The organism is Streptomyces sp. NPDC107562, assembly GCF_055657325.1.
In genome coordinates this window covers 680,654-698,666 of record NZ_JBVKBE010000002.1, presented here as the reverse complement: position 1 = coordinate 698,666, position 18,013 = coordinate 680,654, and the positions used below count along the sequence as shown (strand labels likewise).

At 72.9% G+C, this 18,013-nt stretch carries 18 protein-coding genes; 9 read left to right on the top strand and 9 right to left on the bottom strand.

The genetic code is table 11. From position 1 onward, the window contains the following. The first annotated feature begins 44 nt into the window (after positions 1-44). From ACZ7LV_RS08945 to ACZ7LV_RS08935, 3 genes are read left to right on the top strand one after another with little or no spacing between them, the layout of a single operon-like run. Entirely contained in the window at positions 45-401 is a 357-nt protein-coding gene (locus ACZ7LV_RS08945; protein ID WP_471937797.1) for a carboxymuconolactone decarboxylase family protein, read from the top strand. A 36-nt stretch (positions 402-437) separates the two neighbouring features. Further along, entirely contained in the window at positions 438-1,280 is an 843-nt protein-coding gene (locus tag ACZ7LV_RS08940; RefSeq protein WP_471937248.1) for a class II glutamine amidotransferase, read from the top strand. 3 nt (positions 1,281-1,283) lie between these two features. Next, entirely contained in the window at positions 1,284-1,643 is a 360-nt protein-coding gene (locus ACZ7LV_RS08935) for a class I SAM-dependent methyltransferase (RefSeq protein ID WP_471937795.1), read from the top strand. Here the strand turns inward: ACZ7LV_RS08935 and ACZ7LV_RS08930 are convergent. Then, positions 1,640-2,080, bottom strand: a complete 441-nt coding sequence (locus tag ACZ7LV_RS08930) for a VOC family protein (protein ID WP_471937246.1) — start codon at positions 2,078-2,080, stop codon at positions 1,640-1,642. The genes ACZ7LV_RS08935 and ACZ7LV_RS08930 overlap by 4 nt on opposite strands. 225 nt (positions 2,081-2,305) lie before the next feature. On the opposite strand from ACZ7LV_RS08930, the gene ACZ7LV_RS08925 reads away from it, so the two are divergent. Continuing rightward, complete coding sequence (locus ACZ7LV_RS08925; RefSeq protein ID WP_471937244.1) at positions 2,306-3,376, top strand: zinc-dependent alcohol dehydrogenase family protein; 1,071 nt, start codon at positions 2,306-2,308, stop codon at positions 3,374-3,376. A 28-nt stretch (positions 3,377-3,404) separates the two neighbouring features. Here ACZ7LV_RS08925 and ACZ7LV_RS08920 read toward each other — a convergent pair whose 3' ends face one another. Beyond that, positions 3,405-3,737, bottom strand: coding sequence for a hypothetical protein (locus tag ACZ7LV_RS08920; protein WP_471937242.1), 333 nt, complete (start codon positions 3,735-3,737; stop codon positions 3,405-3,407). Between the two features lie 286 nt (positions 3,738-4,023). Between ACZ7LV_RS08920 and ACZ7LV_RS08915 the strand changes: the two genes are divergently transcribed. Beyond that, the gene (locus ACZ7LV_RS08915; RefSeq protein ID WP_471937240.1) at positions 4,024-4,389 is read left to right on the top strand and encodes an iron chaperone; all 366 of its coding nucleotides are present in this window, start codon (positions 4,024-4,026) and stop codon (positions 4,387-4,389) included. A 37-nt stretch (positions 4,390-4,426) separates the two neighbouring features. Here the strand turns inward: ACZ7LV_RS08915 and ACZ7LV_RS08910 are convergent, their stop codons facing one another. After that, on the bottom strand, positions 4,427-5,329 hold the full coding sequence (locus ACZ7LV_RS08910; RefSeq protein WP_471937238.1) for a ketopantoate reductase family protein: 903 nt from the start codon (positions 5,327-5,329) through the stop codon (positions 4,427-4,429). A gap of 156 nt (positions 5,330-5,485) precedes the next feature. Here ACZ7LV_RS08910 and ACZ7LV_RS08905 point away from each other — a divergent pair, with 156 nt between their 5' ends. Further along, on the top strand, positions 5,486-5,716 hold the full coding sequence (locus tag ACZ7LV_RS08905; RefSeq protein WP_450979181.1) for a DUF2277 domain-containing protein: 231 nt from the start codon (positions 5,486-5,488) through the stop codon (positions 5,714-5,716). A 276-nt stretch (positions 5,717-5,992) separates the two neighbouring features. On the opposite strand, the gene ACZ7LV_RS08900 is transcribed toward ACZ7LV_RS08905, so the two are convergent. From ACZ7LV_RS08900 to ACZ7LV_RS08880, 5 genes are all read right to left on the bottom strand, one after another. Continuing rightward, positions 5,993-6,610, bottom strand: a complete 618-nt coding sequence (locus tag ACZ7LV_RS08900; protein ID WP_471937236.1) for an FxLYD domain-containing protein — start codon at positions 6,608-6,610, stop codon at positions 5,993-5,995. A 121-nt stretch (positions 6,611-6,731) separates the two neighbouring features. Beyond that, the gene (locus tag ACZ7LV_RS08895) at positions 6,732-7,337 is read right to left on the bottom strand and encodes a DedA family protein (RefSeq protein ID WP_471937234.1); all 606 of its coding nucleotides are present in this window, start codon (positions 7,335-7,337) and stop codon (positions 6,732-6,734) included. Positions 7,338-7,430: 93 nt separating this feature from the next. Then, the gene (locus tag ACZ7LV_RS08890; protein ID WP_471937793.1) at positions 7,431-9,452 is read right to left on the bottom strand and encodes an FAD/NAD(P)-binding protein; all 2,022 of its coding nucleotides are present in this window, start codon (positions 9,450-9,452) and stop codon (positions 7,431-7,433) included. A 148-nt stretch (positions 9,453-9,600) separates the two neighbouring features. After that, the gene (locus tag ACZ7LV_RS08885; protein WP_471937232.1) at positions 9,601-11,241 is read right to left on the bottom strand and encodes an alkaline phosphatase D family protein; all 1,641 of its coding nucleotides are present in this window, start codon (positions 11,239-11,241) and stop codon (positions 9,601-9,603) included. A 161-nt stretch (positions 11,242-11,402) separates the two neighbouring features. Next, positions 11,403-12,047 carry an HNH endonuclease family protein gene (locus ACZ7LV_RS08880; RefSeq protein ID WP_471937230.1) on the bottom strand — a complete coding sequence of 215 codons (645 nt, stop codon included), beginning with the start codon at positions 12,045-12,047 and terminating at the stop codon, positions 11,403-11,405. A gap of 403 nt (positions 12,048-12,450) precedes the next feature. On the opposite strand from ACZ7LV_RS08880, the gene ACZ7LV_RS08875 reads away from it, so the two are divergent. Together ACZ7LV_RS08875 and ACZ7LV_RS08870 are read left to right on the top strand one after the other, a co-directional pair. Continuing rightward, a complete protein-coding gene (locus ACZ7LV_RS08875) occupies positions 12,451-13,032 on the top strand; it encodes a TMEM165/GDT1 family protein (protein WP_471937228.1) in 582 nt (193 codons plus the stop codon). Positions 13,033-13,287: 255 nt separating this feature from the next. Further along, complete coding sequence (locus tag ACZ7LV_RS08870; protein WP_471937227.1) at positions 13,288-13,953, top strand: HAD-IA family hydrolase; 666 nt, start codon at positions 13,288-13,290, stop codon at positions 13,951-13,953. Positions 13,954-14,450: 497 nt separating this feature from the next. On the opposite strand, the gene ACZ7LV_RS08865 is transcribed toward ACZ7LV_RS08870, so the two are convergent. Beyond that, a complete protein-coding gene (locus ACZ7LV_RS08865) occupies positions 14,451-15,410 on the bottom strand; it encodes a peptidoglycan-binding domain-containing protein (RefSeq protein WP_471937225.1) in 960 nt (319 codons plus the stop codon). 190 nt (positions 15,411-15,600) lie between these two features. Here ACZ7LV_RS08865 and ACZ7LV_RS08860 point away from each other — a divergent pair, with 190 nt between their 5' ends. Further along, positions 15,601-17,655 carry a DHA2 family efflux MFS transporter permease subunit gene (locus ACZ7LV_RS08860; protein WP_471937223.1) on the top strand — a complete coding sequence of 685 codons (2,055 nt, stop codon included), beginning with the start codon at positions 15,601-15,603 and terminating at the stop codon, positions 17,653-17,655. Positions 17,656-18,013 lie beyond the last annotated feature (358 nt).

Sequence of the window (18,013 nt, the reverse complement as noted above, 5' to 3'; positions counted from 1 at the left end):
ATGGCATGGGCCGGCTTCGTACGGTTTCGGAAGGCGGTCCGGAGATGGCCATACGGTCGGACACCCCCGTTCTCGACACGCTCGCCGCCATGACTGTCGACTCGATCGAGCACTGCGGACTGGACGAGAGGACGCTCATCCTCACCCGCCTTGCCGCGCTCGCGGCCATGGACGCGCCGGCGATCTCATACCTCGCGCATGTCGACCCGGCTGTCAAGGCCGACCTGGGTGCCGAGGAACTGCAGGACGTTCTCGTCGCCATCGCGCCGGTTGTCGGGACGGCACGTGTCATGTCGGCCGCGACGCACATCACCGAGGCGCTCGGCATCACCATCGCGTTGGCCGAGGCCGAGGCGGAGGCGATGGCCGAGGCGGATGCCCGGAGCCGGAAGCAGACCTGAGCGAGCTGTATCGGCGCAAGAAACGGGGGACCGACGTTGTGCCGCTGGATCGCCTACTCGGGTACGCCCATCCTTCTCAGCCAGGTCCTGTTCAAGCCGCAACACTCCTTGATCGACCAGAGCCTGCACTCCCGCATGGGGGTGGAGACGACCAACGGCGATGGTTTCGGTGTCGGCTGGTACACGCGGGAAACGGATACTCCGGCGGTGCTGCGGGATGTCGGGCCTGCCTGGAGCGACCGCAATCTGTCGGAGGTCGCTCACCACGTCCGCTCGGGCCTGTTCTTCGCACACATCAGGGCCTCGACCGGGACCGCCGTGCAGCAGACCAACTGCCACCCCTTCCGGAGCGGTCGCTGGATGTGGATGCACAACGGTGTCATCAGCGGGTTCCACCGGCTTCGTCGGGACCTCGCCCTGGCCGTCGATCCGGCCCTGTATCCCGACATCGAGGGTTCCACCGACTCCGAGCTCATGTTCTTCCTGGCCCTCACCTTCGGGCTGACGGACGACCCTCCTGGTGCCGTGGCGCGCATGGCCGGCCTGGTGGAGGAAGCGGGGCACGCGCACGACATCCACGACCCGTTGCAGATGACCCTCGCGGTGGCCGACGGGGAACGGGTCTGGGCCTTCCGCTACTCCAGCGAGGGCCACTCACGGTCGCTGTACTTCAGTACCAGGTTGGACACCCTGCGCGCGCTGCACCCGGACGCCGAGTTCCTGCGGGACATCTCCGACGAGACCCGCCTCGTCGTGTCCGAACCGCTGGGTGCCCTCCCGGGCGCGTGGAACGAGGTGCCGGAGAGCAGTTACGGTCTCGTCCACCCGGGCCATGACTCGTTCCACGCCTTCCGGCCCGACCTTCGAGCAGCGGGGTAGTTCATCCCTGACGCGCACCTGCACGCCCTGGGCGATGTCACCGGCAAGCGGGTTCTCGAACTCGGCTGCGGCGCCGGCCAGTGGTCCGGGGCGCTCGCCGCCGAGGGCGCCACCGTGGTCGGGCTCGACGTGTCCGAAGCCCAACTCGCCGCAGCTGCACGCGCGACGGGAGACGCGCGCTATCCGCTGGTGCAGGGCGCGGCGCGGGTCTCGTCATCGACGACCTCATCGACGACCTCATCGAGCCGCGCCCGCACCCGGGACACCCGACGGCTACAACGAGACCGGCCCGCCCGACCGGGCGCACCGCCGGCCGGCGGAACTGCTGTGGGTGACCCGCAAGCCGTGACGGGCCGGCCCTAGCGCAGTTGTTCGGCGAGGCCGATGATGATGCCCTCCGGGCCGCGGATGTAGCAGAGCAGGTAGATGTCCTCGAAGCGGGCGATCTCGCCGAGGAGTTCGGCGCCGTGCGGGCGCAGCCGGGCCAGGGTGTCCTCGAGGTCGTCGACGGCGAACATGACGCGGTGCGTGCCCAGGATGTTGTGGGGCTGGTTGCGTGGTGCGGGGCTCGTCGCCGCGGGGGTGCGGTACTTCGCCAGTTCGAGCCGGCTGTGACCGTCGGGGGTCCGGACCATCGCGATGTCGCAGTGGACCCCTTCGAGGCCGGTGCACTGGTCGGCCACGGGGCCCTTGACCTCCGCCCTGCCCTCCAGCTCCATACCTAGTTCCACGAAGAACGCGATGGCGGCGTCCATGTCCTCGACGACGACGCCCACGTTGTCCATCCGCTGAATCGCCATGCCGACTTCTCCTTCTTCCCGGTGCGGCCGGTGGTGGCCGCCGACGTCCCTGGGACGGAGCCGGTGGCCCGTTCTCGACATCATCGCGCCCGCGTCGTTCCTCGGGGCGTCGCCCGTCGGCGGGAATCCTGCCGGGGGCGGGCGTAGCGTGAAGACGGTGGACCGGCACCTGGGTGCCGAGGGTGTCGGCACCGGCACCGCGGGAGGTCTCTGATGCCTCGATCCATGCGCGCTCTCGTGGCCGGGAGGATCGGCGAGCCCGTCGATGTCCTGCGACTGGAATCCCTGCCCGTACCGACGCCGGAGGCCGGTCAGGCCCTGGTCCGGGTGCGGGCCACCCCGGTCCACGCCAGTGATCTGCACGTGCTGCGCGGCCGCTACGGATTCTCCCCCGAGTTCCCCGCCGTGGGGGGCTACATGGAGTGCGTGGGCCGGGTCGAGGCGCTGGGTCCCGGCACCGAGGGACCCGAGGCCGGCGAGCGGGTGCTGGTCGCCGCCGTGCCGGCGGTTCCCGGCCCCCGGGTGTCCGGAACCTGGCAGGAGTACCTGGTCGCCGACACCCGAAGACTCCTGCCCGTGCCCGACGGTCTGAGCGACTCCAGCGCCTGTCAGCTCGCCGTCAACCCGTTGACCGCGCTGCTCCTCGTGACGCGCGAACTCGACGTGCGGCCGGGCGAATGGCTGTTGCAGACCGCCGCGGGCTCCACCGTCGGGCGGCTGGTCATCCAGCTGTCCCGGCATCTGGGTGTGCGTACCCTCAACGTCGTGCGGCGACGGGCCGCCGTCGACGAGATCAAGGCCTTCGGTGGTGACGAGGTCATCTGTACCGAGGACGAGGACCTGGTGCGGCGGGTGGCGGAGACGGTGGGACCGGCCGGCGTGCGCAAGGCCGTGGACTGCGTCGCGGGACCCGTGGGTGCCCAGGTGTCCCAGGCCCTGGCTCCGGGAGGAGAACTCGTGGTCTACGGCGCCCTCTCCACCCACCGGCAGACGGATCCCGCCGCGCTGACGATCCCGCTGGCGGCACGCTCGGTGATCTACGAGACCAAGGTGGTCCGCGGCTTCTGGCTGAACCGCTGGTTCGGCGCCGCCGAGCCCCAGGACGCACTGGAAGCGCTGGCCCAGGTCCGCGGTCTCGTCGCCGACGACGTGCTGAGCATCCCCCAGGGCCGGGCGTTCCCGCTCGAAGACTTCACCGAGGCCCTCGCGCTCGCCGAAGCACCCGCCCGCGACGCCAAGCCCCTCTTCGTCCTCGATGACGACGACGACGGCGGCCGCGCCGGGGGCGAGGGGTAGGGGGCGACGCCGCCGGGCATCCGTGCGGTCAGTTCGGGGGCGGCTGCGGATGCTTGAGGCCGGCCCGGGCGTCCACGCGGTCCGGGCCTGTCACTTCCGACCAGTAGCGGTGGGTGGTGACGAAGATCGCGAGTTCGCGTTCGCGGCGGCGGAGCTTCTCGACCTCGGCCTGCTCGTCGTCCGACCAGCCGGGGGAGGCCGGGCGTTCGATCTTGCGCCAGCCGCCGGCGTCGCTGAAGCCGTCCAGGGGCACGACCGACCAGGGGAGCCGCTTCAGCAGGGCCGACAGCTCGGCCCGGACCTGATGCAGCTCCTCCTGACCGGCGCGGAGGTCGCTGGGGAAGTCGTAGGTCGTCGCCACGGCCGCAATGGTACGCCTGTTCGATTTCGAGTGGCGAGCGCATCAGGGTGGTTCATGCGAACGGGTGTACGCGTGGGCTGTGCTGGGGCTCTGACCTGCCGGTTCGTGGTCAACGCGGGGGCAGGGGCGTCGGGGCTGCTTCGCCCAGGTCGGCTGCCCTACGAGTTCGCCGCCCCGCCCGCCGGGACGGACCGCACCACCGACACCGTCCTGCGGCTCACCGGCCGACCGCCGCGTGGCTTGCTCGCCCATGGGGAGGGCCTGGGCCGCCGGTAGGCTCGGGGCCATGGTGCAGAGCAACGCCGCCGACGTCGACACGTATCTCGCCGAGTTCCCGCAGGAGCGCCGGGAGGCGCTGAGCCGGCTGCGGGAGCTGTGCCGGGCGGAGTTGACCGGGTTCCGTGAGGTGATGGCGTACGGGATGCCCGCCTACGAGCGGGACGGCACGGCCGAGATCGCCTTCGCCGGTCAGAAGCAGTACATCTCCTTCTATCTGATGCGCGGCGACGTCCGTGAGGCCTTCGAGGAGCGACTGGCCGGGCACGACATGGGCAAGGGGTGCCTGCGCTTCCGCAAGCCCGAGCTGATCGACTTCGACCTGGTGCGTGACCTGCTGAAGGCGACGGCCGCCGGGCCCGGGCAGGTCTGCTGAGCACAGCCGTGCGCGGGGCCCGGCGCGGGGAACGGCGTCAGCGGCCGGCGTTCCGCAGGTCCGCCACCAGCTTCGCCGCCACGGGAGTCGCTACGTCGTGGCGCTCGGCCGCGCGCAGGAGCGCGGTGCCGATGGCGTCCAGTTCCAGGGGGCGGCCCGCCTCGGCGTCGCGTTGCATGGAGGACTTGGCGCCCGGCGGGAAGGCGTCGAAGCGGGCGAGCGCCTCGGCCGGGTCGGCGGGGCCGCCGCAGGCGCCACTGACGGCGGCCGTCTCGGCGACCAGGGCGGCGAGTTCGTCACGGTGGTGGGTGCGGATGTCACCGAGAGGAACGGCGTAACGGGTGGTGAGCAGGGCGAAGGGGGCGAGGAAGGCCATCTTCGCCCAGAGCGCGGCCGCCTCGTCGTCCAGGACGCGGGTGGTGAGACCGGCGTCGTCGAAGGCGGCGGCCAGTGTGTCGAGGCGGTGCCGCGGGACGGGGTCGCCGGTGAGGTCGACCTCGGCGAAGGGACTGGTGTGTTCGATCTCGCCGGGCGCTACGCGGGTGGACTCGACGCGGATGACGGCCGGGGCGACCTGCTCGGGCCGGTAGCGGGAGCGGAGGCGGGCCGGGTGTTCGACGCCGTTGAGGAACGGCACGAGCAGCGCGTCGCCGAGCGCGGCGACGGGGACGCGCGGGAGTGCGGCGTCGAGCGCGGTCGCCTTGACGGTGATCAGGCAGGCGTCGACGGGTTCGCGCAGTTCCGTGTCGGCTTCCACGGGTGTGGTGAACTCGCCGTGGCGGGAGCTGCGGACGTGGAGGCCGGTGGTGCGCAGGGTGTCGGCCGTGGTCTCGCCGGCGAGGCAGATCACGCGGTGCCCGGCGCGGGCGAGCAGCGCGGCGAGCAGGCCGCCGACGCCGCCGGGGCCCAGTACCGCGACGGTGAGCTTGTCGTGCGCCATGGAGCGGCTCCTCTCATGGGTCGGCCCCGGGACCGGTGGCCGCCTCAGGGGCGATCATGACAGGGCGAGCGGTACGCCGGTAGCGGCGTCCGGGTGCCGGGCTCGGGGTGGGCGGACCGCGAGACATACGGGTGCGGGCGGGGCGAGACTGGGTCCATGTGCCGCAGCATCAAAACGCTCCGTCCGCCCGTGCTGCCCGAGGAGGCGACGGAGGAGGACATCCGGGCCGCCGCGTTGCAGTACGTGCGCAAGGTGTCCGGCTTCCGGGCGCCCGCCGCCCACAATCGCGAGGTCTTCGACCGGGCCGTCGACGCGATCGCCGAGGCCACGGCCGAACTCCTCGCCGACCTGGAGGTCCGAGGCCGCCCGACCCGCCAGGCGGGCTAGCACTCCGCCGGGCCGTGCGCCGGGCGCGCCATGCGTCCGGGCCTCCGTTGCCGGAGGCACCCCGTCGCCGTCGTCGCCATCGTGCCGTCGCCGGGCGGCTGGTGGCCCGGGCCGAGGGCACGCGGGCGGGGTGGCGGCCGGGCCGCGCTCGCCCAAGACTCTTGCGCCGCGCGGGGTGTGGGGCCGCCGACGGCGGCACGTGGGCGGTTCGTGCGTGGTGCGGGTGCGTGCCGGAGTGAGGGCGGAACGTGTGCGGTGCGCCCCCCGGGGCGTAGGTCAGTAGCGTTGGGCCTTGGTGATTTCGGCTGTGAGCTGTTGGCCCGACGGGGTGCGGCTGATGGCGACGGTCTGCTGTCTGGCGCCGGGAGCGAGGTCCTCCGCGCCGACGTGGCGGGTCTCGACGACCTTGCCGTCGGAGTCACGGAACTCGACCTGGACCGCGTACGACGCGGCCGCGTCCGTCCTGTTGGTGATGTTCACGGTGACCGCGACGAGGTCTCCCGTGTCGGCCCGCGGCTTTCCGGTGAGGGACACGTCCGCCATGGCGTTGCCCTGGCCCTTGACGCCCTTGAGCTCCCGCTGGGCCGCCGCGTTGGCGCGCTCGATCTCCGCCGACACCGACGCCTCGAACTCGGAGGCCCGCGCGGAGGCGGAGGAGGCGGCGGCCGAGGCCCGTGCCTGGGCGGAGCCCTTCAGCGAGGCCAGCGCGGACGCCGGGGTGCCGGAGAAGGAGGCGACATACGGACCCGTGGGCGTCGGCCGGAGCGAGGCGGTGCCGTCCCCGGCGTCGCCCCCGCCTCCGCAGGAGACCAGGGTCACCGCGCCGCCGGCCGCGAGCAGCAGACAGGCCAGCGCGTTCCGCGCGTGGGCCCGCTGCCGTGATGTGGTCGCCATGTGGTCCCTTCCTGCACGCCGTGCACGACTGTACGTGTCCCATCGTGCACGCCGCGTAGCGCCTCGGCATGCCGGGGCCCGGCAGGCGTGGGCCGACCGGGGACCGCCGTGCCGTGAACTCTCAGGCGCGCCGCACGAGATACGTCGCCGCCGCCCCCGCCCCGAACAGCGCGAGCAGGGACACCCCCGTGGCCAGCCAGGTCGCCCCCAGCCAGTGGCCGCCCAGGTAGCCCAGGGCGACGCTGTACATGGCCCAGGACAGGCCCGCGAGGGCCGACCAGGGGACGAAGTCCCGGGGGCGGCGGCGCGCGGCGCCCGCACCGAGGGAGACCACCGAACGGCCGGCGGGCGCGAAGCGGGCCAGCACGACCAGGGCCCCACCGCCTCGGGCCAGTGCCGTGCCGAGACGTTCCTGCGCGGTACTGAGGCGAGGGGAGCGGGCCAGCGCACGGTCCAGGCGGGCGCCGCCGCGCCAGGCGAGGCGGTACGCGACCAGGTCACCCAGCACGGACGCGGTGGTGGCGCAAAGGGTGAGGAGCAGGATGTCGGGGACGTCGGCCGGGACATGGCCGGTCGCCGCACCGGAGCCCGCGGCCGCGGCCGTCGCCGCCATGATGACCAGGACCCCGCTCGGCAGCACGGGGACGAACACGTCGAGCAGGACCGACGCCGCCACCATGGCGTAGATCCATGGACTGCCCGTCAGTGACCCCACACTCTCCAGCACCGCGACTCCCCGTCATCCCCCGTGAGCATCACAGAGTACGCCCGGGGTGTGACAAGAGGTTCACGGGGGGCTCGTGTGTTCGGTACCGGATGTTCACGTACAAACCGAAGAACGGAGCCCCGCCGGATCGGCCGCGCTCACCCCGCTGCCCGGTTCCGCGCCCGCCGCCGCCCCCGGCTCCGCCGCCACCCGCAGCACCGCCCGCGCCACCGCGTCCGTGTCCGACAGGGTCACCGAGTCCACGCCGGGCCGCGCGCCCGCCGCCGTCACCCAGTGCACGCCCTCCGTGGGCACTCCGATCGCGAACCGCCGCTCGTGCGGGGCTCCTTGACGGTCCATCAGGCGATATGGCCGCCGGGTCACGTCCAGCCCGCCCGTCTCGTACCCGTCGACCGTGTGCGGCCTGCACTGCCCGCTCGTCAGCAGCCGGGTCAGCAACTCGTCGGCGGTGCGGCGCAGGTCGGGTTCCGGGAGCCGCGCCTCCACGAGACCCGTCACACGCACCGCCGACCCCGGCACCTCGGGGGAGTGCGCCACCCACGCCCCGTCCGCGCACCGCACCTCCAGCCGCGGCCCGAGCACCTCCACCACCCCGGCGGCCGTCAGCGCGGCCAGTTCCTCGATGCGGCGCCGGGGCGGGCCGATGGAGAGGAAGGCGTTGAGCGGGGTGTACCAGCGGTCCAGGTGGTCCCGGCGGGACGCGCCGCTCAGACCGCCGTGGTCGACGATCAGTCGTATCTCGTTGCGCAGGTCGCGCAGCACGTCGAGGGCGGCCTTGAGCGGACCGCGCACATTGCCCAGGGCCGCCTGCGCGGCGTCCTCGCGCAGATGGGTCAGGAGCCAGTCCCGCCAGGCGCCCGGCCCCGCGAACGTCCGGTCCGCGTACGGCCGGGAGATCCGTTCCCACGACCAGCGTTCTTTGGCCGGGACCCCGAACTCGTCCAGCAGCAGCGCCTCCTGGGGATCGCCGTGCGGGACGGCGAGATAGCGCTCGGTGAAGGCGCGCGAGCCGCCCAGCAGGGTGGCGTAGTGGACGGTCTCGACCTCCTTCGCCACCAGCGGCCAGACCTCCGTCAGGAAGTCCGGCGCGTCCCCCGAGTCGGCGCGCTTGCGGAAGCCCGCGATCACCTCGGGCGTGAGCACGAGGGGCTCGTGACGCCCGTAGGGGCCCTTGGCGTTGTCGCCGCGCGCCTGGTACGGGACGCCGCGCCGGGAACCGGCGTACAGGCGGGGTTCGCGGCCGGAGGGCTGGTAGCGCAGCCCCTCCCCGGTGCGCACGAAGCGGCCGCCGCGGCCGGTGGTCAGCAGGGCCATGTGGTCGAAGAAGTTCAGACCCAGGCCGCGCAGCAGTACCGGCTCGCCGGGGGAGAGCGGGGTCAGGTCGACGTCCGCCGGGTTGGCGGGCGGGACGTAGCGCAGACCGTTGCGGGCGGCGTACGACGTCTGCTTCCGCTGTTCCGCGTCCGGCGCCGTCGGCAGATGGCCCTGCGCGAGGACGACGGCCGCGAGCCCGTCCAGCAGTCCGCCGTCGTCCAGGGCGAGGACCTGGCTGCCGTCGGGACCGTCGTCGAGCCGGACCGCGCGGGCCGCGTGGATCCGGACACGCACCCCGGGCGGCGCCTGACGCACCGTCCGGGCGAACACCCACTCCAGGTACCCGCCGTACTGGGACCGGGTCGGGTAGTCGTCGGGGCCGAGGGCGCCGCCGGCCCACTCGTACAGGCTCGGGCCCGGACGGATCGGACCCGAGCAGTCGACGCTCTCGTCGGTGAACAGCGTCACCTGCGAGGCGACCGTGTTCATCAGCAGCTCGGCGGACTGGGCGGTGCGCCAGACGCGGCCGGGGCCCGGCGGCGCCGGGTCGACCACGTGCACCGTCAGCGGTGTGCCGGGCGGGAGGAGTTCGGCGGCCGAGGCGCACAGGCGCTCCAGCACGCTGGTGCCGCGGGGTCCGGCACCGACGAGGGCCACGGAGACCGGGGCGGGGGCCGGCCCGGTCGGGTACGGCGGCTCTCCCGCCAGGCGGGCGCGGGGTGAGGCCTGCGCGGAGGCCGTGCGGGGTGACCCCTGGGGAGAAGTCCCGCGTGCAGCCCCCGATATGGAGGACTCCGACATGGTGTGCTCGGTCGGTGCAGACAAAGCGGTGACTCCCGGCGTGTGGGGCGCGGTGGGGCGGACCGTCCGGGGAAAGCGGACGGCCCGCCTCATCATGCCGTCGGGAACACCAGAAGCCAACGCGGGTCCCACAGGTCCCGGATGTACCTCATGAGGTGGTCAGAACCGACTCCTCCACGGTCGCGAGCCGCGCTCCGCCCTGTCCGTCCTGCTCGGTGTGCTCCAGCAGCAGCCGTGCCGAACGCCCGTTCATCGTCAGCGTCATGAGCTGGTTGCCGAACCAGGGTCCGCCCGTGCAACGCCAGTCGATCGGCGGCTGAGGCACCTTGCCGTGGCCCGCGATCCGGCGGCCCAGGAAGCGCGCGACGCCGCTCCAGCCGAAGCGGAATCCCATCCGTATCGGCAGCGGGATGGAGTTGTGCACGGGCGAGCAGGTGAGTTGGAGCACGCGCGCGTCCGGCCCGCCGGAGGGCCAGGTCGGCTCGGCGACATAGGCGTGATGCACATCTCCCGACAGCACGCACACGCTCGCCGGTGCCGTGTCCCCCGAGCCCACCTCGGCGATCAGCGCGGCCAGCGCGTCGAAGGACTCCGGGAAGGCCGACCAGTGCTCCAGGTCCGCCGCGCGCCGCATCTTCTCGCCCCAGCGCGCCCAGCGCTCGCCCTTCTCGCCCCGGCACAGCGCCGCGTTCCAGCCCTCGGCGTCGTGCACCAGGTGCGGCAGCAGCCACGGCAAGGAGGTGCCGATCAGGAGGTGGTCGTACGATTCCCGGTCCGCCAGCGCCTCGGTGCGCAGCCACTCCTGCTCGCCGGCGTCGAGCATCGAGCGCTTGCCCTCGTCCAGGACGCGGGCCGCGCGGCTGTCCACCATCAGCAGCCGCACGCGCCCGAAGTCCCGCCGGTAGCTCCACCGCGCGGTCGTCGGGTCGGCGTCGGCCTCGGCGGCGAAGGTGCGCAGCAGGTCGGTGGCGTCCGGGGTGTCGCGTACGGCGGCGTACAGGGGGTCGGCGGCCAGCTCGGCCGGTGCGAGGTTGCCGAGGTGCTGGTGGACCCAGTACGACATCAGTCCGCTGACCACCCGCTCCTGCCACCAGTGGGTGGCGCGCATGTCGGCGAGCCAGGCGGCGGAGGTGTTCCAGTCGTCTATGACGTCGTGGTCGTCGAAGATCATGCAGCTGGGCACGGTGGACAGCAGCCAGCGCACCTCGGAGTCGAGCCAGGACTCGTAGTACAGCTGGGTGTACTCCTCGTAGTCCGCCACTCCGGTGCCCGGCGGCTCCGCCAGATCGCGGCGCGTGGCCAGCCGCTGCTGGGTGGCCCGCGAGGTCTCGTCGGCGTAGACCTGGTCGCCGAGCAGGAGCAGGACGTCCGGGCGTACCTCCTCGGGGGCGCCCGCGATGCGGGCGGCCAGGGTGTCCAGGGCGTCGGGGCCGACCGGGTCCTTCCCGTCGCCCGGGGGCGCGGCCCAGCGGCAGGAGCCGAAGGCGACCCGGACGGTGTCCTCGACGAAGCCGGCGCGGATCACCGAGGGCGGGTACGGGGAGTCGGGCAGCGGCCACACGCGCGCGCCGTCGAGCAGCACCTCGTACGCCGTGGTCGTCCCGGAAGTCAGGCCGGTCACCGGCACGAGCGCGTAGTGATGGCCCGCGACCTGGAAGGTGCGGGCGGTGCCGTGGGCGCCGTCGGCGCAGCGCACCTCGGCCGTGCAGGGGCGGCTCGCCTCGACCCAGACGGTCGCCGCCCCGCCGTCGACGTATCTCAGCAGTGGTCCCAGGCGTAGTGCCGCCACGTGATGGTCCGCCTTCTCTCTGGTCACGCCCGCCTGCGGGGCGCTCTGTGCCCGTGCGGCCGGCCTCCTCCGTCGCCCCGTACGGTACGGAACGACGGAGGCCGGCGGGGAGGTTCCGCGCGAGAAATGTCGCGCGGCGGATCAGCCGGGGCCGGGGTGGGTCAGCAGGAGGCCAGGTGGTTGGTGAGCGCGTTCTTCTCGGCGGAGTCGACCGAGAGGCCGTAGTAGTACTTCACCTGGACCCAGGCCCGCACGTAGGTGCAGCGGTAGGCGGTGCGGGACGGCATCCAGGTGGCCGGGTCCTGGTCGCCCTTGGCCTGGTTGACGTTGTCGGTGACCGCGATGAGCTGCGGACGGGTCAGGTCGTTGGCGAAGGACTGGCGGCGGGAGGTCGTCCAGCCGTCGGCGCCGGAGTCCCAGGCCTCGGCGAGCGGGACGAGGTGGTCGATGTCGACGTCGGCGGCGGCGGACCAGGTGGCGCCGTCGTAGGGGGAGTACCAGCTGCCGCTGGTGGCGGCGCAGGAGGAGTCGGTGACGACGCCCGAGCCGTCGCGCTTGAGGACGGTCTCGCGGGTGTTGCAGGCGCCGGACTGGGTGATCCAGTGCGGGAAGAGGTCGCGGTTGTAGCCGGTGCGGTCCTCGGAGGTCACGGTGAGCTGGGCGAGGTAGGAACGCGCGGTGGCGCCGCTGACCGGGGTGGGCAGCGCGGCGGACGCGGTGGGGGCGCTGAACAGGGCGACGGAGGCGGCGAAGGCGGTGATCGCCGCGACGGCGCCGAGCTGTCGACGCGCGTAGAACCTGGGCATGCGAACTCCCTTGGAGTGTGGGGGTGTTGGCGTGCGAGCGAGGGAATGCTGTCGATGCCGTATTGCGAACGGGTGTGCGTTCGGTGAGAAGCTAGTGACACGTGCATGACACGACAAGATTCACGACGGAACTTTTCCGCCCGTGGGGCCGGTGGGGCCGTCGCGTACCATGGGAGGCGCAGAAGGGGAGTAGCTCTTCGCCGGACCGTCGACATACTGCTCAGCCCGCGAGGGATCTGAGCCGGCGCCCGGAGGCGGGCCTCGGTGACGAGGCCGGCCAGCGAGACCTTCGGCAAGCAGTGCACGCCCGTGCCCTACGGCACGGGTGCCATGTGTGCTGCCGTGCCGAGGTCTGACGTTTCGCCGCGACTCTCGGCCGGTGGCCCCGACCGATTGAGGAACCTTGATCAGCCTGACCGTCACGGCGCTCGTCTTCGGCGTCGTCTTCCTCGCCGAACTGCCCGACAAGACCGCGCTCGCCGGGCTCGTCCTCGGCACCCGCTACCGCGCCTCGTACGTCTTCGCCGGGGTGGCCGCGGCCTTCGCGCTGCACGTCGTGCTCGCCGTCGCCGCGGGCAGCGTGCTGACGCTGCTGCCGCAGCAGCTGGTGCACGCGATCACCGGTGCGCTGTTCCTGGGGGGCGCGGCGGTGCTGCTGTTCCGCAAGGGTGACGACGAGGAGGAGATCCGCAAGCCGCGGGACCAGTCCTTCTGGAAGGTCTCCGGGGCCGGCTTCATGCTCATCCTGGTCGCCGAGTTCGGTGACCTCACGCAGATCATGACCGCGAACCTCGCCGCCCGGTACGACGACCCGCTGTCCGTCGGCCTCGGTGCGGTGCTGGCGCTGTGGGCGGTGGCCGGACTGGGCATCGTCGGCGGCAAGGCCCTGATGCGGCGGGTGCCGCTGGGGCTGATCACGAAGATCGCGGCGCTGCTGATGCTGGGCCTCGGGGTGTGGAGCCTCTTCGAGGCCGTCGCCGGGTGAGGCGGGCGGGATGCGGCGGGCGGGCCGGTTTGCCGGCCGGGCCGGGGGCCGTTTGCCGGCGGGGCCGGGGGTGGGGTCGTCTCGTCTTGCTGAGCTGAACGGCAGATGAAGGCTTGGCCCGGCGCTGGCGGTGAGGCGGCTTGTTTTGTACCGTGGAGAAACAAAGTGGCTCCCGCCCGTTTTCCCTGACCGGCGGGCGGGGCCGCCTTGTCCCCCTGTGCTCACGCGCCCCTCTTCCGCGTACTGGAGTTGCCGATGACGGCCACGACCGTGCTCACCGCCCGCGCCCTCCTGCTCGACATGGACGGCACCCTCGTCAACTCCGACGCCGTGGTGGAGCGCATCTGGCGCCGGTGGGCCGAGCAGCACGGGCTGGACGGCGACGAGGTCATGAAGGTCGTCCACGGGCGGCAGGGGTACGCGTCGATGGCCGTGCTGCTGCCGGACCGGCCGATGGAGCGGAACCTCGCGGACAACGCGCGGATGCTCGCGGCGGAGACCGCCGACATGGACGGTGTCGTCGAGATCGCCGGCGCGAAGGACTTCCTGGCGTCCCTGCGAGGGCTGCCGCATGCCCTGGTGACCTCGGCGGACGTGGCGCTGTCCACCGCGCGGATGGCCGCGGCGGGGCTGGCCCTGCCGCGGGTGCGGGTGACCGCCGAGTCCGTGGGCGCGAGCAAGCCCGACCCCGAGGGGTTCCTGAAGGGGGCCGCCGAACTGGGCGTGGCTCCGGAGGACTGCCTGGTCTTCGAGGACTCGGGCGCCGGGATCGCGGCGGGGCGTGCGGCGGGGATGCGGGTGGTCGGGGTGGGGCCCCGGGCCGCGGTGCACCGGCCGGACGTGCTGGTGCGGGACCTGACCGGGGTGCGGGTGGAGGCGGTCGAGGGCGGGAGCGGGGAGCTTCGGGTCAGCGTGGGGTGAGGGACGGCTCGGGGAGCGGCCGGGGGCCGTGGTCCGGGGTCAGGGGGACGGGGTCCGGGGGTAGGGCCGGGGGCTGGTTCCGGTGGGGTCGGGGTAGGGCGTGGGGCTGGGTTTCGGTGGGGTCGGGCTACGGCATGAAGGCCCGCACGGCGGCGACGATCGCCTTCGCGGGCGCGGCGACCACGACGGCCCGGGGTAGGGCCCGGGGCTGGGTTCCGGTGGGGTCGGGGCCTACGGCGCCAAGGCCCGCGCGGCGGCGACGATCGCCCTCGCGGGTGCGGCGACCGCGACGGCCTGGGGCTGGGTCGCGGTGGGGTCGGGCGTAGGGCCCGGCGCTGGGTTCCGGTGGGGTCGGACGTAAGGCCCGGGGCCGGCTCCGGGGCGCGGGGCCGGCTTTGAGGGGGTGTTGGTGCGAGCGGTCCGGGGTTCCGGGTGGCGTTCGGTGGGGGTGTCGTGGGGCTGTGCTGGGTTGCGCTCCGGCCTCATGGGGCCGTGTCTCAGGGTTCCGACGTTTCCGATTCCAGTTTCTGGCGGGTCTCCTCGCCGTAGACGCCCGGTTCGTCATTGCGGATGCCGCGGGTCCACTGGTACATGCGTACGGCGTCCTCGACCTGTCGTGAGTAGTCGCCGTGCGGGTGGCCGTTGTACAGGTACAGCTGGTGCAGTCGGAGCTGGAGCTCCGTGACCTCGTCGCCGGAGTCGCCCCGGCGAAGCGTCGGCGGCGGCTCGTCGCGGTCCGCGGGGGTCGGCGTCGGCGTGACGGGGGCGGTGGGGGTCGGCGACGAGCCGGTCGGCGTCGGTGACGGCGTCGGGGTCGCCGCCGACGTGCTCGGCGACGGTGAGGCGGTCGGCGTCGGCGACAGTGACGCCGACGTCGTGCTGGGGCTCGCCGACGGGGCCGCGACCGAGGGCGACGGCATCGGCGCGGACGTGCGGGCCTGCGGGACCGCCTCGCGTACCGACTCCGGGGCCGCGCTGTCCCGCGCCGGGGTGTCGTAGGAGAACAGGCCGCCGGCGAAGGCCGCCGTGGCGGCGACCCCGAGGATCGCGGCGGCCGCGAGCAGCGTCGTGCGGCGGCGGCCGCGCGGGCGGGCGGGGTGGGGGTCCTGGGCGGGCGGCTCCGAAGCGTGGGGGGCTTCGAGCATCTCGGGGGCTGCGAGGGCTTCGGGGAGTGTGCGTCCTTCGGGCAGACCGGCTCCACCGGGTGGGGCCGGGCTCAACAGGGGGAGCGGCAGGGTCGCATCCGCCGCGGGGGCCTGGTCGGCCGGGGGCGCGGGGTCCAGCGCCACGTAGGGGCGGATGCGCAGGGGGTCGAAGTCCTCCGCCGCCGCCTGCTCCGCCGTGCGCGCGTCGCGCAGGGCCTCGGCGGCGCGCTCGCCGCAGGCGCAGGACGGTGTGTTGTCCGCCCCCCTGGGCGTACCGCACTCCGGGCACCGGTGTTCGTTCTGCTTCGCCACGCTTCCGTCCCTCCCCTCGCGGATCCGTGGTCCCAGAGATTATGCAGATTGTGTGTACGTCCTGTCGGCGGCCCCCCGTAAACGTGCCGCCCCGGCCACTCCCGCTCGGACTCAACAGGCCATAACCGTGCACACCGCCCACGATGGATGAGGTACTGCAGGCCGGACGAGGCAGCCTCGGGAGGTGTGCATGGCCGGGGAATCGCATGGCGGCAGGGCCGCTCAGATACCGGGTGCCGTGGATCGCGAGCAGGTGTCCGGGAACGTACTCGTGTCGATCGGCGCGCTGCTGCTCGGCCTGCTGCTCGCCTCTCTCGACCAGACGATCGTGGCGACCGCGCTGCCGACCATCGTCAGCGAACTCGGTGGCCTGTCGCACCTGTCCTGGGTGGTCACCGCGTATCTGCTGGCCTCGACCGCCGCGACCCCGCTGTGGGGCAAGCTCGGCGACCAGTACGGGCGTAAACGGCTCTACCAGCTCGCCATCCTGATCTTCCTCGTCGGCTCGGTGCTGTGCGGGGTCGCGCAGGACATGACGCAACTCATCGCCTTCCGCGGCATCCAGGGGCTCGGTGGCGGCGGGCTGATCGTGCTGTCGATGGCGATGGTCGGAGACTTGGTCCCACCGCGTGACCGGGGGCGCTACCAAGGGCTGTTCGGCGCGGTCTTCGGGGCGTCGAGCGTGCTCGGGCCGTTGCTGGGCGGGGTGTTCACCGAGCACCTGAGCTGGCGCTGGGTCTTCTACATCAACCTGCCGGTGGGGGCCGTCGCGCTCGTCGTGATCGCCTCCGTGGTGCGACTGCCGCGCACCGGCACCCGGCATGTCATCGACTACCTCGGCACCTTCCTCATCGCCGCCGTCGCCACCTGCCTGGTCCTGGTCGCCTCTCTCGGCGGCACCACCTGGGGCTGGGGCTCGCCGCAGATCGTCGGGCTGCTCGTGCTCGCGGCCGTGCTCGCGGTGGCGTTCGTGGGCGTGGAGCGGCGGGCGGCCGAGCCGGTGCTGCCGCTGCGGCTGTTCCGGCTGCGCACCTTCACCCTCACCGCGGCGATCAGCCTGATCATCGGGTTCGCGATGTTCGGGGCCATGACGTATCTGCCGACGTTCCTCCAGGTCGTGCAGGGGGTCTCGCCGACGCTGTCGGGTGTGCACATGCTGCCGATGGTGCTGGGGCTGCTGGTCGCCTCGACCGGCTCGGGACAGATCGTCAGCCGCACCGGGCGCTGGAAGGTCTTTCCCCTCGCGGGGACGTTCGTGACCACCGTCGGGCTGCTGCTGCTCCACAACCTCGACGTGAGCAGCTCCAACGTCGTGATCAGTGTGACCTTCTTCGTCTTCGGGTTCGGTCTCGGGCTGGTCATGCAGGTGCTGGTGCTCATCGTGCAGAACGCCGTGTCGTACGAGGATCTGGGCGTCGCCACGTCCGGTGCGACCTTCTTCCGGTCGATCGGGGCGGCGTTCGGGGTCGCCGTCTTCGGGTCGGTCTTCGCGGGGCGGCTCGGCGAGCAACTGGCTGACGCCTTCCGGGGGGTGTCGCTGCCGCGTGGCGTCTCCGTGGAGGGTCTGGGATCGGATCTGCGGGGGATCGCCCTGCTGCCGCCGGAGTTGCGCGGGCTCGCGCAGGGCGCGTACGCCTCCGCGATCACGGATGTGTTCCTGTACGCCGCGCCTGTCGCGTTTCTCGCCTTCGTGCTGGCGTGGTTCCTGAAGGAGGACCGGCTGCGGGTGTCGGTCACGGCGCCCGACGTCTCGCAGACGCTGGCCAGCAATCCGGTGCAGCGGTCGTCGTACGACGAGGTGTGCCGGGCGCTCTCGGTGCTGGGGACGCGGGAGGGGCGGCAGGACGTGTACCGGAAGATCTCCGCTCGCGCGGGGTACGACCTGCTGCCGGCGGCCAGTTGGCTGGTGCTGCGGATCAAGCGGTACGGGAGGGTGGAGCCGGGGGTGCTGGCGGAGCGCAGCACGGTGCCGCTGGGGGTGATCCTCGACGGGGCCCGGCAGGTGGAGGAGCGGCGGCTTGCCGTGCGGGAGGGGCTCGACCTCGTGCTCACGGAGGAGGGGCGGGTGGTCGCGGAGCGGCTGGCCCGGGCTCGTGAGGAGTCGCTTGCGGAGTTGCTCGGTGACTGGTGGGGGCCGGAGCGGTCGACGGATCTGGTGCAGTTGGTGCGCGAGTTGAACGAGGAGTTGTGCGGGTCGGATCGTGAGGAGCCGCATGACGTGCGGCCGGTGGCTCGGTTCCGGTGACCGGGGGGTGCTGTCGCGCGGGGTTGCCGTTGCGCGGGTTGCTGTCGCGCGGGGGCTGCGGGTCTTGTCGGGGGCGGGTCGGGGGGTGTCCGTCCTCGGAACGGCGCGGAATCGGTCTCTTACCGACGCGCCCGTGTTGACGCGCCAACCGCTGCGGGCGGACACCCCCCGACCCGCCCCCTGCCCGCCGCGGGCGGCTGCGGCGCCGTGTGACTGACGCCTGAGCCGGCCAGTCCCTTCGCGCGGGGGGTGCTTGTCTCGTTGGGGGCGGGTCGGGGGGTGTCCGTCCTCGGAACGGCGCGGAATCGGTCTCTTACCGACGCGCCCGTGTTGACGCGCCAACCGCTGCGGGCGGACA

What these genes read in the sequence shown, in the direction of transcription:
- ACZ7LV_RS08945 (WP_471937797.1), top strand. Translation starts at nt 45, where the DNA reads ATGGCCATACGGTCGGACACCCCCGTTCTCGACACGCTCGCCGCCATG.
- ACZ7LV_RS08930 (WP_471937246.1), bottom strand. Translation starts at nt 2,080, where the DNA reads ATGGCGATTCAGCGGATGGACAACGTGGGCGTCGTCGTCGAGGACATG.
- ACZ7LV_RS08925 (WP_471937244.1), top strand. Translation starts at nt 2,306, where the DNA reads ATGCGCGCTCTCGTGGCCGGGAGGATCGGCGAGCCCGTCGATGTCCTG.
- ACZ7LV_RS08915 (WP_471937240.1), top strand. Translation starts at nt 4,024, where the DNA reads ATGGTGCAGAGCAACGCCGCCGACGTCGACACGTATCTCGCCGAGTTC.
- ACZ7LV_RS08910 (WP_471937238.1), bottom strand. Translation starts at nt 5,329, where the DNA reads ATGGCGCACGACAAGCTCACCGTCGCGGTACTGGGCCCCGGCGGCGTC.
- ACZ7LV_RS08905 (WP_450979181.1), top strand. Translation starts at nt 5,486, where the DNA reads ATGTGCCGCAGCATCAAAACGCTCCGTCCGCCCGTGCTGCCCGAGGAG.
- ACZ7LV_RS08900 (WP_471937236.1), bottom strand. Translation starts at nt 6,610, where the DNA reads ATGGCGACCACATCACGGCAGCGGGCCCACGCGCGGAACGCGCTGGCC.
- ACZ7LV_RS08890 (WP_471937793.1), bottom strand. Translation starts at nt 9,452, where the DNA reads ATGTCGGAGTCCTCCATATCGGGGGCTGCACGCGGGACTTCTCCCCAG.
- ACZ7LV_RS08880 (WP_471937230.1), bottom strand. Translation starts at nt 12,047, where the DNA reads ATGCCCAGGTTCTACGCGCGTCGACAGCTCGGCGCCGTCGCGGCGATC.
- ACZ7LV_RS08870 (WP_471937227.1), top strand. Translation starts at nt 13,288, where the DNA reads ATGACGGCCACGACCGTGCTCACCGCCCGCGCCCTCCTGCTCGACATG.
- ACZ7LV_RS08860 (WP_471937223.1), top strand. Translation starts at nt 15,601, where the DNA reads ATGGCCGGGGAATCGCATGGCGGCAGGGCCGCTCAGATACCGGGTGCC.